The 13,471-nt window shown below is 72.9% G+C and carries 13 protein-coding genes; 10 read left to right on the top strand and 3 right to left on the bottom strand.

What is annotated here, in order from left to right; translation table 11 throughout:
• The 3 genes from LE181_RS05640 to LE181_RS05630 form a co-directional block, all read left to right on the top strand.
• Positions 1–853: energy-coupling factor ABC transporter ATP-binding protein (locus tag LE181_RS05640; protein WP_225660021.1), on the top strand; the 853-nt coding region annotated here is incomplete at its 5' end.
• A 104-nt stretch (positions 854–957) separates the two neighbouring features.
• Positions 958–1,800 carry an ECF transporter S component gene (locus LE181_RS05635; RefSeq protein WP_225660027.1) on the top strand — a complete coding sequence of 281 codons (843 nt, stop codon included), beginning with the start codon at positions 958–960 and terminating at the stop codon, positions 1,798–1,800.
• A gap of 255 nt (positions 1,801–2,055) precedes the next feature.
• The gene (locus LE181_RS05630; protein ID WP_225660020.1) at positions 2,056–2,475 is read left to right on the top strand and encodes an aggregation-promoting factor C-terminal-like domain-containing protein; all 420 of its coding nucleotides are present in this window, start codon (positions 2,056–2,058) and stop codon (positions 2,473–2,475) included.
• A 94-nt stretch (positions 2,476–2,569) separates the two neighbouring features.
• Here the strand turns inward: LE181_RS05630 and LE181_RS05625 are convergent, their stop codons facing one another.
• A complete protein-coding gene (locus tag LE181_RS05625; RefSeq protein ID WP_225660019.1) occupies positions 2,570–3,739 on the bottom strand; it encodes a steroid 3-ketoacyl-CoA thiolase in 1,170 nt (389 codons plus the stop codon).
• Between the two features lie 230 nt (positions 3,740–3,969).
• Here LE181_RS05625 and LE181_RS05620 point away from each other — a divergent pair, with 230 nt between their 5' ends.
• The 4 genes from LE181_RS05620 (at position 3,970) to LE181_RS05605 (ending at position 7,288) form a co-directional block, all read left to right on the top strand.
• The gene (locus LE181_RS05620; protein WP_225660018.1) at positions 3,970–5,217 is read left to right on the top strand and encodes a cytochrome P450; all 1,248 of its coding nucleotides are present in this window, start codon (positions 3,970–3,972) and stop codon (positions 5,215–5,217) included.
• Positions 5,218–5,413: 196 nt separating this feature from the next.
• Positions 5,414–6,034 carry a DUF6230 family protein gene (locus LE181_RS05615; RefSeq protein ID WP_225660017.1) on the top strand — a complete coding sequence of 207 codons (621 nt, stop codon included), beginning with the start codon at positions 5,414–5,416 and terminating at the stop codon, positions 6,032–6,034.
• Positions 6,021–6,587, top strand: coding sequence for a DUF6114 domain-containing protein (locus tag LE181_RS05610; RefSeq protein ID WP_225660016.1), 567 nt, complete (start codon positions 6,021–6,023; stop codon positions 6,585–6,587). Before LE181_RS05615 ends, LE181_RS05610 begins: the two co-directional genes overlap by 14 nt.
• Positions 6,584–7,288, top strand: a complete 705-nt coding sequence (locus LE181_RS05605; protein ID WP_225660015.1) for a hypothetical protein — start codon at positions 6,584–6,586, stop codon at positions 7,286–7,288. The genes LE181_RS05610 and LE181_RS05605 overlap by 4 nt, the downstream gene beginning before the upstream one ends.
• A 36-nt stretch (positions 7,289–7,324) precedes the next feature.
• Here the strand turns inward: LE181_RS05605 and LE181_RS05600 are convergent, their stop codons facing one another.
• Positions 7,325–9,313: a bifunctional glycosyltransferase 87/phosphatase PAP2 family protein gene (locus tag LE181_RS05600; RefSeq protein WP_225660026.1), complete on the bottom strand. Its 1,989-nt coding sequence runs from the start codon at positions 9,311–9,313 to the stop codon at positions 7,325–7,327.
• 220 nt (positions 9,314–9,533) lie between these two features.
• On the opposite strand from LE181_RS05600, the gene LE181_RS05595 reads away from it, so the two are divergent.
• From LE181_RS05595 to LE181_RS05585, 3 genes are read left to right on the top strand one after another with little or no spacing between them, the layout of a single operon-like run.
• Positions 9,534–10,196, top strand: coding sequence for a TetR/AcrR family transcriptional regulator (locus LE181_RS05595; protein WP_225660014.1), 663 nt, complete (start codon positions 9,534–9,536; stop codon positions 10,194–10,196).
• Between the two features lie 55 nt (positions 10,197–10,251).
• A complete protein-coding gene (locus LE181_RS05590) occupies positions 10,252–10,578 on the top strand; it encodes an antibiotic biosynthesis monooxygenase family protein (protein WP_225660013.1) in 327 nt (108 codons plus the stop codon).
• A gap of 33 nt (positions 10,579–10,611) precedes the next feature.
• A complete protein-coding gene (locus LE181_RS05585) occupies positions 10,612–11,160 on the top strand; it encodes a GNAT family N-acetyltransferase (protein ID WP_225660012.1) in 549 nt (182 codons plus the stop codon).
• Here the strand turns inward: LE181_RS05585 and LE181_RS05580 are convergent.
• Positions 11,157–13,316 (bottom strand): MFS transporter, encoded by a 2,160-nt coding sequence (locus LE181_RS05580; RefSeq protein WP_225660011.1) that lies wholly within the window; start codon positions 13,314–13,316, stop codon positions 11,157–11,159. The two genes, LE181_RS05585 and LE181_RS05580, sit on opposite strands and share 4 nt — an antisense overlap.
• Positions 13,317–13,471: the final 155 nt, after the last annotated feature.

Below are 13,471 nucleotides of genomic sequence, written 5' to 3'. Positions count from 1 at the left end.
GCCCCCGGAGCCGGCACGGCGCCCGCGCGGGGCGGCGGCCCGCCTGCTGCGCAGGGCAGGGCGCCCCGCAGCCGCCACCGAACCGGGCACGGCTGCCGCCGCCGAGGTCACGGGCCTGGCCGTGCGGCACGGGCGCGTCGACGCACTGCGCGAGGTCGGACTGTCCGTACGGGCCGGGGAGACCGTCGCCCTCATGGGCCGCAACGGCGCCGGCAAGTCCACGCTGCTGCGCACGCTCGTCGGCATGCACGAGCCCTCGCGCGGCACGGTCCGCGTGGGCGGCGCCGTACCGCACCGGACGGGCCCCCGCGAGCTGCTGCGCCACGTCGGCCTCGTCCCGCAGGAGCCGCGCGACCTGCTGTGCGCGGACACGGTCGCCGCCGAGTGCGCGGCGGCCGACCAGGACGCGGGCGCCGGGCCCGGCACGTGCCGGGCCCTGGTGGCCGGGCTGCTGCCGGACGTGGGCGACGCCACGCACCCGCGCGACCTGTCCGAGGGCCAGCGCCTGGCCCTGGCACTGGCGGTGGTGCTGGCGGCACGGCCGCCGCTGATCCTCCTCGACGAGCCGACGCGCGGCCTGGACTACGCGGCCAAGGCCCGCCTGGTGGAGATCCTGCGCGGCCTGGCCGGCGAGGGTCACGCCATCGTGCTGGCCACGCACGACGTGGAACTGGCGGCCGAGCTCGCGCACCGCGTGGTGATCCTCGCGGAGGGCGAGGTCGTGGCCGACGGCCCGACGGCCGAGGTCGTGGTCTCGTCCCCGGCCTTCTCCCCGCAGGTGGCGAAGGTCCTGGCGCCACTGCCGTGGCTCACGGTGCCCCAGGTCCGCTCGGCACTGGGGGAGACGTCGTGACGGACGCCCACGGCGAGGCCCAGCCGACCGCGGGGCCCGGCGGCCTCCCGGTTCCCCCGCCCCGGAACCCGCAGGCCGGCCACGCCGGCCCCCGCGACCGGCAGGTGCGGGCCGTCCGGCTCGGGCCCCGGGCCGTCGTCGCGCTCGTGCTCGTCTCCCTCGTCGGCGTCGCCGCCTTCGGCTGGCCGTTGCTCGCCTCCCCCGGCTCCGGGCTCGCGCACTCGCAGGACGCTCCGTGGCTGTTCGCGGCGCTGCTCCCGCTCCTGCTCGCCGTCGTCGTCGCGACGATCGCCGACGGCGGGCTGGACGCCAAGGCCATCGCCATGCTCGGCGTGCTCGCCGCCGCCGGGGCCGCGCTGCGGCCGCTCGGGGCGGGGACGGCCGGCATCGAGCCCATGTTCTTCCTGATGGTGCTGTCCGGACGCGTCCTCGGCCCCGGCTTCGGGTTCGTCCTCGGCTCCGTGTCGATGTTCGCGTCCGCCCTGCTCACCGGCGGGGTGGGGCCGTGGATGCCGTTCCAGATGCTGGCCATGGGCTGGGTGGCCATGGGCGCGGGCCTGCTCCCCGGGCCCGACCGGCTGCGCGGGCGGCGCGAGCTCGGGATGCTCGCGGCGTACGGGTCCGTGGCCTCCGTCGCCTACGGCACGGTCATGAACCTCCAGGGCTGGCCCTACATCGGCTCCCTCGTCTCCGGCGTCGCCTTCGTGCCCGGTGACCCCGTCGCCGAGAACCTCGCCCGCTTCGTCGCGTACTGCCTCGCCACGTCCCTGGGCTGGGACCTGCCCCGGGCCCTGGTGACGGTCCTGGCCACCCTCACCCTGGGGCCCACCGTCCTCAAGGCCCTGCGCCGGGCCACCCGCCGCGCCGCCTTCGACGCGCCGGTCGCCTTCGAGGAGGCCCGGCCCGCCCACCCGCGTGACCGGGGCCACTCCACGCCCTCCCCGTAAGGGGCCGGACGCCCTGCGCCCCTGACGCCTCCGGTGAGGCGGGGCACATGAGGCCCGTCACATACGAAGCCACGCCGTACCGTGCGCACCCCTGCGCCCCGGATGCCGGCCCGCCGGTTCGGCCGTTCTGCGAAGGTCCTTCGTGCACAGGGGGCTTTGCCAGACCCCCGGGGCTTCGGTCAGGTTGGTTGAGCCGCCAGGGAGCACGACGCTCCGGGCGGCACGCCTTTGCCCCCGACGGAAGGACCTTCCGCCGTGACGTTCTCGACCATCACCCGCTTCGCCTCCCGCAAGCTCGTCGCCGCCGCCGGCGCCGCCCTGGCCCTGGGCACCGCAGGTGCCGTCCTGACCGCCGTTCCGGCGCAGGCCGCCGCGGCCCCCTCGACGAGCGCCACGCAGGAGATCGCGCGGAAGATGATCTCGAACGAGGCCCAGTTCCAGTGCTTCAGCAAGATCGTCGAGCACGAGAGCGGCTGGAAGCACACCGCCACCAACGCCTCCAGCGGTGCGTACGGCCTGGTCCAGGCGCTGCCCGGCTCCAAGATGGCCTCCGCCGGTGCCGACTGGAAGACCAACCCCGCCACCCAGATCAAGTGGGGCATGGACTACATGAAGGACCGCTACGGCAGCCCCTGCGGCGCCTGGAACTTCTGGCAGGCCCACAACTGGTACTGATCGAACCGATCGGACCTCATGACGTGCCGCTGCGGCCGGCATCCCGTACGGGATGCCGGCCGCAGTGCGTCACGCCCCCACACGCCCCGCGGCCTCACAGCCGCTGAATGATCGTCCCCGTCGCCTGCGCACCACCCGCACACATCGTGATCAGCGCGAACTCCCCGTCCCGCCGTTCCAGCTCGTACAGCGCGCTCGTGATCAGCCGCGCACCCGTGGCGCCGACCGGGTGGCCGAGGGCGATCGCTCCGCCGTTGACGTTGACCTTCTCCAGGTCCTGCTCGAAGACGTGCGCCCACGAGAGCACCACCGAGGCGAAGGCTTCGTTGACCTCCACCAGGTCGATGTCGCGCAAGGACATCCCCGCCCGCCCCAGCACGGCGCGCGTGGCGTCGATGGGCCCGTCCAGGTGGAAGTGCGGGTCGGCTCCGACGAGCGCCTGGGCGACGATCCGGGCGCGGGGGCGCAGCCGCAGGGCCCGGGCCATGCGCTTGGAGGCCCACATCAGTGCCGCGGCGCCGTCGGAGATCTGCGAGGAGTTGCCGGCGGTGTGGACGGCGGTGGGCATGACGGGTTTGAGTCCGGCCAGCGCCTCGGGGTTCGTGTCGCGCAGCCCTTCGTCGCGGTCGACCAGGCGCCACATGCCCTGCCCGGCGAGCTGTTCCTCCTCCGTGGTGGGCACCTGCACGGCGAAGGTCTCCCGCTTGAAACGTTCCTCCGCCCAGGCCCGGGCCGCCCGCTGCTGGGAGAGCAGGCCGAGGGCGTCGACCCGCTCGCGGGTCAGGCCGCGTCGGCGGGCGATGCGCTCGGCGGCCTCGAACTGGTTGGGCAGATCGACGTTCCACTCGTCGGGGAAGGGCTTGCCGGGGCCGTGCTTGGAGCCGCTGCCGAGGGGGACGCGGGACATGGCCTCGACCCCGCAGCCGATGCCCACGTCGATGACGCCGGTCGCGATCATGTTGGCGACGAGGTGGTTGGCCTGCTGGGACGAGCCGCACTGGCAGTCCACGGTGGTGGCCGCCGTCTCGTACGGCAGGCCCATCGCGAGCCAGGCGGTGCGGGCCGGGTTCATCGACTGCTCGCCGGCGTGGGTGACGGTGCCGCCGACGATCTGCTCGACGCAGTCGGGCTGGATGCCGGTGCGCGCGAGCACCTCCCGGTAGGTCTCGCCGAGCAGGTAGGCGGGGTGCAGATTGGCGAGCGCGCCTCCGCGCTTGCCGATGGGGGTGCGTACGGCTTCGACGATGACGGGCTCCGCGGCCATGACCAACTCGTCCTCTCCTCGCGTCCGCGGGGCGTCCCGGCGCCCCCGGCAGAAGTGGTACGTGTTCCCGTTTCCCGCCCGCAGTCTCGCGAGCGTTACCCCCGGTACACAAGGGTCGCGCACGGCCCGCCTCCGCAACAGATGGCGTCGTTTCCCTTGCCGGTGCACGGGCTCGTCACTACCGTCGGCCGACAGCTTTCTGATGCACCGTCAGAAGTGGAGTGGTGGCCATGTCGTCCTGTCCCGCGCTGCCCGACGGCTTCGACCTCACCGACCCGGACCTCTACCGCTACCGCGTCCCGCTCCCGGAATTCGCCCGGCTGCGACGCAGCGCACCGGTGGCGTGGATACCCCAGCCGCACGGCCTCGCGGGCTTCGACGACGACGGCTACTGGGCCGTCACGCGCCACGCGGACGTCCGGGAGGTCTCCACCCGCCCGGACGTCTTCTCCTCGGCCCTCAACACCTCGGTCATCCGCTTCCACCCGAGCATCAAGCGCGAACAGATCGACGCCCAGCGGCTGATGATGCTCAACATGGACCCGCCGGAGCACACCCGGGTCCGCCGGATCGTCCAGCGCGGCTTCACCCCGCGCGCCGTCCGCGCCCTCGGCACGGCCCTGCGCGAGCGGGCGGGCGCCATCGTGACGGCGGCGCGCGAGCACGGCAGCGGCGACTTCGTCACCGACATCGCCTGCGAGCTGCCGCTGCAGGCCATCGCCGAGCTCATCGGCATCCCCCAGGAGGACCGCGCGCGGATCTTCGACTGGTCCAACAAGATGATCTCCTACGACGACCCGGAACTGGCCGTCACCGAGGAGACCGGCACGCTCTCCGCGGCGGAGCTCATCGGCTACGCCATGAACCTGGCCGCCGACCGCACCCGGCACCCCGCCCGGCATCCGGCCAAGGACATCGTCAGCCGGCTGGTTGCCGCCGAGGACGAGGGCAATCTCGGCTCCGACGAGTTCGGCTTCTTCGTGCTGATGCTGGCCGTCGCCGGCAACGAGACCACCCGCAACGCCATCAGCCACGGCATGCACGCCTTCCTCACCCACCCCGAACAGTGGGAGCTCTACCGCAGCGAACGCCCGGCCACCACGGCGGAGGAGATCGTCCGGTGGGCGACCCCCGTCGTCTCCTTCCAGCGCACGGCCACCCGGGACACCGAGCTGGGCGGCGTCGGCATCGCGGCGGGGCGGCGCGTCGGCCTCTTCTACGCGTCCGCCAACCACGACCCCGAGGTCTTCGACGCCCCCGAGGTCTTCGACATCACCCGCGACCCCAACCCCCACCTCGGCTTCGGGGGCGGCGGGCCGCACTTCTGCCTGGGCAAGTCCCTCGCGGTCCTGGAGATCGACCTCATCTTCGGCGCCATCGCCGACACCGCCCCCGGAATCCGGCTCGCCGGGCAGCCGCGACGGCTGCGCTCGGCCTGGCTGAACGGGATCAAGGAGCTGCGGGTCAGCTACGCGTAAGGGCGCATTCCCTGCCCTCCAACTCCCTTTCCGGCCAAGGGAGTCCATCGAACATCCGGTCCATACCTGAACCCTTGTCAGGTTCAACCGGCGGACTTACTCTCGGGTACACCTTCGGGACGGCGCACATATGCGCTACGTCGCGCACCGCAGTGCCCGCTCCCTCGTGTACTCCACCCTCCGAGGGGACATCCACATGAAGGAAGCTCAGGGAAGACAGGTGGCGGGTCGCGTCAGGTGGCGCAGGTTCGCCGTCGTGGCCGTGCCGGGCTTCGCCGCCACCGCCGCGCTGGCCGTCGCGCTCGCCGACGGGGCGCTGGCCGCCTCGTTCGCCGTGTCCGGCCAGGAGTTCAAGGTCGGGGCGTCGAGCCTGACGGGCACCGGGTTCGCCCAGTACGGCGGCATCGACAAGAACGCGCGCGGCAAACTGCTGCCCGTCGCCGTCACCGCCGTCAAGAACGCCGAGATCCGCGACCTGTGCCAGTCCGTGGTCACCACCCTGCCGGTGATCGGCGACATCTCGCTCAAGCTGTACGCCGGTCAGGGCGCGAAGGTCGTCGAGGCGACCGACCTCTTCATCGACGCCACCCAGATGTCCGGCGACGCCGAGTTCGAGAACATCGAGATCGGCCGGGACGCCTCGACCCTCAACAAGGGGCCGGCCTCCGCGCAGGGCCTGCAGGACGGTTTCGGGCAGCAGGCCAAGTCCATCAAGATGACGGGCCTGCGCCAGACGGCGTGGGCGACCAACGCCGGGAAGTTCAAGCTCTCCGGGCTCAACATGAACATCAAGCTCGGCAAGGATGAGTGCTTCTGACGTGCCGGGCGGCGGCGCCGAGGCCGCCCGCCCCGCACCCTCCCGGCGCCGGCCGCGCGCCGCATGGCGGCGGTGGCGCAGGAGCCGCCCCTTCTGGGGCGGCCTGGCCGCCGTCGTCGCGGGCGCCGAGATCTGCGCCATCCCGCTGGCGCCACTGAAGATCATGCTGGAACAGGGCATCGCGGGGATCCCCGGCGTCCTCATGGGCCTGGTCATGATCGTGATGGGGTTGTCCGCGTGGTTCGCCCCGCAGTACCGGGGCCTGGCCGGCGTCCTCACCGTGCTCGTGGCGACGGCCACGCTCGTCATGTCCAACCTCGGCGGCTTCCTCTTCGGGACCGTCGTCGGCGTCATCGGCGGCGGCATGATCTTCGCCTGGACCCCACTGGAACCGGCATCGGAGCCGTCCGGGACCCCGCTCCCCGGCCCCCGGACGGACACACACCGGACGCGGACGTACCCGGCACAGACACATCCGGCACAGACACAGCCACAGACGCAGGCAGAGGCACCGGCACCACCACGCCATCTCCCACCCAAGGAGTCACCGTGACCTCCCACACCCCCGCCCCCCGTCCCCGCCGTGCCCTGCTGGCCGCAGGCGCGGGCCTGGCCGTCACCGCCGCGCTGACCCTGAGCGGCACGGGCACCGCCTCGGCCCACGTCACGGACGCGGCGTCCACCACGGTCCGGCCGGCGGGACACTCCTTCACGGCCTCCCTCAACGGCGAGGCGTCCTTCAAGGCCGGCTCCGTCACCGCGAGCTGTGCGGCCTCCAGCTCGGAGCCCTCGGCCGGCAGCGGCAACAACAAGGTCCCCGACGCGCCGGGCAACTCCAACGCCTCGGGCCCCGTGGCCAGCGGCATCAACGCGCCCACCTACTCCGACTGCTCCTCCAGCCTGCCGGTGGAGATCAACGTCACCACCTCGGGCACGTGGACCGTCTCCATGCAGAACGGATCGCCGATCACGGCGTCGCTCACGATCCCCACCGGGGGCTTCGTGCTCAAGAGCAGCGGCCTGGCCAACTGCACCATCACCGCGGCTCCCGACGGGCCCGTGACGTTCCCGGCCACCTTCACCAACGGCTCCGGCGGCACCCCCTCGCGGATCACCGTCGCCGACGCCGAGGTCGCGGTGAAGGTCACGGGCGGTTTCGGGTGCCCGACCGCCTCCACGACCTCGGTGTTCAACGCGGTCTACGACGTCAAGGACGTCACCGACCCGGCGTCGCTGATCACGGTCGGTGACTGACCGCCGCACCGCCCGTCCGGGCCCGGACGGGCCGGATCAGCCTCCGGCCCGTACCGGCTCGGGCTTGAGCGCGTCGCTCTCGCCCCGCGCCCCCGGGATCACCGCCAGGGCCACCCGGCCGGGGCCGGTCAGCGCGTACTGGATGGCGAAGCCGGAGGCGACGACGAGCGCGCCGCCGGCCGCGTCCAGCACGTAGTGGTTGGCCGTGCCGACGATGACCGAGAAGGTCAGCAGCGGGTACAGCATGCCCAGCCACTTCATCCACCGCTTCGGCGCCACCGTCGCGATCACCACGCCGCACCACAGCGACCAGCCGATGTGCAGCGAGGGCATCGCCGCGTACTGGTTGGACAGCTCCGTCAGCGCCCCGAAGTCGGGGTGGGACAGGTCCTGCGGCCCGTTGGCGGTGTCGATGTAGCCGCGGCCCGGCATCAGCCGCGGCGGTGCCAGCGGGTAGAGCCAGAAGCCGACGAGTGCCATCAGCGTCGCGAAGCCCAGCGCCGTGCGCGCCCAGCGGTACGTCGCCGGGCGGCGCAGGTACAGGTAGCCCAGCAGGGACAGCGGCACCAGGAAGTGGAAGGTGCCGTAGTAGTAGTTCATGCTGTCCTTGAGCCAGCCGACGCCCGCCACGAAGTGGTTGAAGCCGCGCTCGACGTCCAGGTGCAGGAACTCCTCGATGCCGATGATCTGACGGCCGTGGGACTCCGCGAGACTGCGCGAGTCCGGGGCCTGGCCGCGGATGTACGAGTAGACCCAGTAGCCGACCCGTATCAGCATCAGCTCCAGCAGCAGGTTCGGGCGGTTCATCGCGCGCTTGAAGAAGCCCAGGAGCGGCACCCAGGCGAAGCGGCCGCGCTGCGGCTCGGCCACCGGGGTGGGCTCGGGCGCGTCCCACGACGCGGAGGAGCGGGAGAGGAAGGGCACCGCGCAGGCCGCGGCCAGGGCGGCCAGCAGCGGCGCGTGCTCCCCGACGGGGGCGAGGACGGGGTTGACCGGCATGAGGACCGTGCTGGTGAGCGTCATGACGAGCACGACGAGCACGGGCCACACGAACCGGTCGGCGCGGCGCCGGCCCACCCGCCCGACGACGGCGAGGAGGATCCACAGCTGCTGGTGCTGCCAGGCGGTGGGCGAGACGGCGACGGCGACGCAGCCGGTGATGGCCGTGGCGAGCAGCGGCTGCCCGTCCCGGGCGTAGCGCACGGCGCGGCGCAGGCCGAGCACGGTGACGGCGATCGCCAGCGGTGCGTACAGCGCGAGCTCGACGGGGCCGTGCAGGCCGATGCGCAGCAGCAGGCCGTGCAGGGACTGGTTGGCGAGGCCGTCGGGCTTCTCGCCGAGGCCGGCCCCGGCGATGTGGTGCACCCAGTACGTCCACGAGTCGTCCGGCATCGTCACCCATGCCAGTGCCGTGCAGGTCGCGAAGGTGACGCCGGTGGTCGCGGCGGCGCGGCGGCGGCCGGTGAGCCAGAGCAGCGGGGTGAAGAGGAGCACGGCGGGCTGGAGGGCCGCCGCGACGCCGACGAGGACGCCGCTCGCCCGGCCGGAGCCCTGGACGACGCGGGGCAGGCAGCACCCCAGGAGCACCAGCAGCACGGGGATGATGCTGGTCTGCCCGAGGATGAAGGTGTTGCGGACCGGGAGGGAGGTCACGGTCAGGATGACCGCGGCGGGTGCGGCGAGCAGGGCGGTGCGGCGACTGACGGGGCCGCCGTCCGCGCGGCCGGGCAGGGCGCGGGCGGCGACGAGGGCGACGGCGACGACGAGCAGCAGGGTGCCGAGGGTCCAGACGATGCCGAGGCTCTGCTCGGCGGCCTTGGTGAGGGGTTTCAGGACGAGCCCGGAGAAGGGTGTTCCGGTGAACCGGTCGGTCTCGTAGAGGGATCCGCCGACGTGCAGGACGCCGTTCTCGCCGATCCACGTCTCCAGGTCGGTGAACCGGCGCTCCGGAGGCAGCCGGAGCACCGCCGCCGCCTGACGCACCGCCAGCAGTGCGGCGACGATCCACAGGGCTCCCAGGGCCATGCCGGTCCGCGAGCCCGCCCTGGGCGGACTTCCCAGCCCGCCGCGCTCTGCATCCGCCACGCTTCGCCGCTCCTCCAGTCGCCCGGCACGGTCAGCCTCGTAGGGCTGTTTGAGACCTTACTGAGTCCTGCGGAACAGACGCAGGTCACCCCCACATCACCTGACAACCTCCCACAGGTGGCCTGATTCCAACGCCCGAAGGGCCATTAGGGTGCGGTTCATGAGCAGTGGCAGCAGTGAACAGCGGTCCCCGGCCCTGAGGGCCGACGCCCGGCGCAACCGGGAGGCCCTCGTCGCGGCGGCCCGGGAACTCTTCGCCGAGCAGGGCCTGGAGGTGCCCTTCGACGAGATCGCCCGCCGCGCGGGCGTGGGCAACGCCACCCTCTACCGGCGCTTCCCCACGCGCGAGGCGCTGATCGAGGCGGTCTTCGGCGAGTCCCTCGGCCGCAGCCTGGCCGCGGGCGAGCAGGCCCGGCGGGGCGAGGACGCCTTCGCGTCGCTCGTTGCCTATATGGAACGCATCTTCGAAGGGCTGGCCGCCGACCGCGGCGCGATCGAACTGATGACGACCGCGATCCCGGCGGGCCCGACCCTGGCCGAACTGCGCGAGCACAACCACGAGACGGTCGGCCTGCTCGTCCGCCGCGCCCAGGAACAGGGCACGATGCGCCCCGAAGTGGTGACGGAGGACCTCCTGTTCGCCCTGGCCGCCCTGGGCCGCTACGTCCCCGCCGCCGCCACGGCGGCCCCCGGCTCCTGGCGCCGCTACCTCGCGCTCCTCTTCGACGGTTTCCGCCCCCAGGTCTCCGGCCCCCTCCCGGCCCCGCCCCTGACGCTGGACCAGCTCAACACCACCCTGACGGACGCGGGCCGGCCCCGCTGACCGCTTCCGCCCTCCCCTCGCCGGATCTCCGGCGCGCGTGCGGCAGGATGGGGCCATGAGTGTTGTCAAGATCAACGTCCTGACCGTCCCGGCCGAGCAGCGCGAGGTCCTCGAACAGCGCTTCGCCTCCCGCGCCGGCTCCGTGGAGAACTCCGACGGCTTCGAGTGGTTCGAACTCCTCCGTCCGGTGGAGGGCACCGACCAGTACCTCGTCTACACCCGCTGGCGCAGCGAGGAGGACTTCACGGCCTGGATGGAGGGCCCGATGAAGGCCGCCCACCAGGGCGGCGGCGAGGGCGCTCCGAAGCAGCGGCCGGCGGCGTCCGGGTCGACGCTGTGGTCCTTCGAGGTCGTCCAGCAGGCGGCGCCGAAAAAGAGCTGAGTCCCCGACAGGTCGCGTGCGACGATCCGGGCCATGACCGACGCCCTCGCTTCCTGGACCATCACCCCGCAGCCGGTCGGCTCCGCCGAGTCGGCCGCGCTGCTGCGGGAGTACCTCACCGACGTGGCCGACCGCTGGTACCTGCTGCACCACGGGCGGCGGTGCACGCCGGAGGAGATCGAGCGCCATCTGGCCGAGGACCCCAGCGACGACCTCGCTCCCCCGGACGGCGTACTGCTCGTGGCCCGGCACGGCGGGGAACGGGCGGCGGGCGGGTGTGTGGGCCTGCGGCGGCTCGACGGGGGCACGGCCGAGCTGACGCGGATGTACCTACGGGCCGGCCGGCGCGGGCTCGGGGGCGCGGAGGCGCTGATGGCGGCGGCCGAGTCCACGGCGCGCGCCTGGGGCGCCGGGCGGATCGTGCTGAACACCCGTGGGGACCTGGTGGAGGCACGGCGGTTGTACGCGCGGCACGGCTTCACGGGCATCCCGGCGTACGACGCGCACCGGCCGTACGCCGATGTGTGGCTGGGCAAGACGCTGGCGGCGGACCGGGCGGCCGGTGGTGCGGCGGTCGGCTAGTGGCCGGGGCCGCGGCCCTGGCCCTGGCCGTAGCCATGGCCGTGGTCCAGGTGGTGGTCCACGCGGTGGTCGTCGTGGGGGTGGCCGGTGCGGGCCTCGCCGTCGTGGGGTTGTTCGGCGTCCGATCCGCACAGCTCGGCGTTCAGGTGACGGACGAGCTGCTCCAGGTCGTGGGGGCGGTCCTCGGCCGTCCACCAGTCGCCCAGCATGTCGGCGAGCATCTGCTCGCGCACGTCGAACAGCCGGTCCGCGTCCCGCCGGCCCTCGTCCGTGAGCACCAGTTGCAGGCCCTCGCGGGTCGCCAGCCCGCGTGACTCCAGTTGCCGGACCGCCTCGGTGACCACCCGCAGCGGTACGTCCACGCGCTCGGCGAGCAGGGACGGCTCGGTGTGCCCGTCGCGTTTGATGCGCAGCAGCATCCAGCTGGCCGCGGGGTGGAGGTCGAGCCCGGCCCGGGCGGTGATCTTCTCGTAGACGCGGCGGCGGCCCTCGCGGCTGCCGAGCAGGGACAGGGCGCGGGCGCACTCCTCGTGGGAGGAGCGCTCGACGGGGTTGCTGGAGATGACCTCGCTGTTGTCGGGGGCGGTGACGCTGGCGCGCAGCGGTTCCTCGCGCAGCAGCCAGGCGAGGGCGAAGGCCACGAGCGCGGGCGGCACGGCGTAGAGGAACACGTCGGTGATCGACTGCGAGTAGGCGGCGAGCACGCCGGTGCGCTGGGCCGGTGGGAGCCGGTCCACGGCGCGCGGGTCGGCCTGGAGGGAGCCGGGGGTGACGCCGGGCGGCAGGGGGATGCCGGCCAGGGCGTCGGCGATGCGCGGGCCGAGCTTGTTGGCGAAGATCGTGCCGAAGATGGACACGCCGAACGAGGCGCCGATGGACCGGAAGAAGGTGGCGCCGGAGGTGGCGACGCCGAGGTTCTCGTAGCCGACGGAGTTCTGCACGATGAGCACGAGCACCTGCATGACCAGGCCGAGCCCGAAGCCGAAGACGAAGAAGTACGCGCTCATCTCGGTGGTGCTGATCGACGGGCTGAGCTGGTGGAGCAGCAGCAGGCCGATGACCATGACGCCCGTGCCGGCGATGGGGAAGACCTTGTAGCGGCCGGTGCGGCTGACGATCTGTCCGGAGGCGGTGGAGGCGATGAGGATGCCGGCCACCATCGGCAGCATGTGCACGCCGGACATGGTGGGCGAGACGCCCTGGACGACCTGCAGGAAGGTCGGCAGGTACGTCATGGACCCGAACATCGCGAAGCCGACGACGAAGCCGATCACCGAGCAGAGCGCGAAGGTGTGGACGCGGAAGAGCCCCAGCGGCAGGACGGGCTCGGCCGCGCGCCGCTCGACGAGCACGAAGGGGACGAGCAGCAGCACGCCCAGCACGCCGAGGCCGATGATCTGCCAGGACGACCAGGGGTAGGTGGTGCCGCCGAGCGAGGTCATCAGCACCAGGCAGGTGGCGACGGCGGCGATGAGGAAGGTGCCGAGGTAGTCGATGCGGTGCGGGGTGCGGTCGGCGGGGATGTGCAGCACGGCGGCGATCACCAGCAGGGCGACGATGCCGATGGGCAGGTTGACGTAGAAGACCCAGCGCCAGCTGAGGTGGTCGACGAACAGCCCGCCGAGCAGCGGCCCCAGCACGCTCGTACCGCCGAACACGGCGCCGAACAGGCCCTGGTAGCGGCCGCGGTCGCGGGGCGGCACGATGTCGCCGACGATCGCCATCGACAGCACCATCAGCCCGCCGCCGCCCAGGCCCTGCAGGGCCCGGAACCCGATCAGCTCGGGCATGTTCGCGGCCAGGCCGCACAGCGCGGAGCCGACGAGGAAGATGACGATCGCGGTCTGGAACAGCTTCTTCCGCCCGTACTGGTCGCCCAGCTTGCCCCACAGGGGGGTGGCGGCGGTGGAGGCGAGCATGTACGCGGTGACCACCCAGGACAGGTGCTCCAGCCCGCCGAGGTCGCTGACGATCGTCGGCAGGGCGGTCGAGACGATCGTCTGGTCGAGGGCGGCCAGCAGCATGCCGAGCAGCAGCGCGCCGATGGCCACGCGCACTCCGCCGCCGCCCTGCCCCGCTCCGGGCACGGGCGCGGACGCGGACGCGGGGCCCGCGGCCGCCGCGCGGCCCGGGGTGCCCGGGGTGTCCTGGGCCATGGGGAGCTCCTCGGGGGCGGGGGTGTCGGTTCCGCTGCCTCCATCGTGTGGCGTACGGGCGTTCCCGGCCTGCTGGGATAGGCCATTGGCTGGCGGTTACGCGGCCCGGGCGGGGCGCCGGAAAGGGCTTCGACCAGGGGCGTTGGCGTTCAACG

The sequence above is a fragment of the Streptomyces sichuanensis genome (assembly GCF_020328095.1).
In the GTDB taxonomy this organism is placed as follows: Bacteria; Actinomycetota; Actinomycetes; order Streptomycetales; family Streptomycetaceae; genus Streptomyces; species Streptomyces cinnamoneus.
The sequence above is the reverse complement of the archived record's forward strand: the minus strand, read 5'-3'. Positions and strand labels throughout refer to the sequence as shown.

Excerpts from the sequence above, each read along its gene's own strand:
- LE181_RS05625 (WP_225660019.1), bottom strand. The coding sequence starts at position 3,739 with ATGGCCGCGGAGCCCGTCATCGTCGAAGCCGTACGCACCCCCATCGGC.
- LE181_RS05620 (WP_225660018.1), top strand. The coding sequence starts at position 3,970 with ATGTCGTCCTGTCCCGCGCTGCCCGACGGCTTCGACCTCACCGACCCG.
- LE181_RS05615 (WP_225660017.1), top strand. The coding sequence starts at position 5,414 with ATGAAGGAAGCTCAGGGAAGACAGGTGGCGGGTCGCGTCAGGTGGCGC.
- LE181_RS05610 (WP_225660016.1), top strand. The coding sequence starts at position 6,021 with ATGAGTGCTTCTGACGTGCCGGGCGGCGGCGCCGAGGCCGCCCGCCCC.
- LE181_RS05600 (WP_225660026.1), bottom strand. The coding sequence starts at position 9,313 with ATGGCCCTGGGAGCCCTGTGGATCGTCGCCGCACTGCTGGCGGTGCGT.
- LE181_RS05595 (WP_225660014.1), top strand. The coding sequence starts at position 9,534 with ATGAGCAGTGGCAGCAGTGAACAGCGGTCCCCGGCCCTGAGGGCCGAC.
- LE181_RS05590 (WP_225660013.1), top strand. The coding sequence starts at position 10,252 with ATGAGTGTTGTCAAGATCAACGTCCTGACCGTCCCGGCCGAGCAGCGC.
- LE181_RS05585 (WP_225660012.1), top strand. The coding sequence starts at position 10,612 with ATGACCGACGCCCTCGCTTCCTGGACCATCACCCCGCAGCCGGTCGGC.
- LE181_RS05580 (WP_225660011.1), bottom strand. The coding sequence starts at position 13,316 with ATGGCCCAGGACACCCCGGGCACCCCGGGCCGCGCGGCGGCCGCGGGC.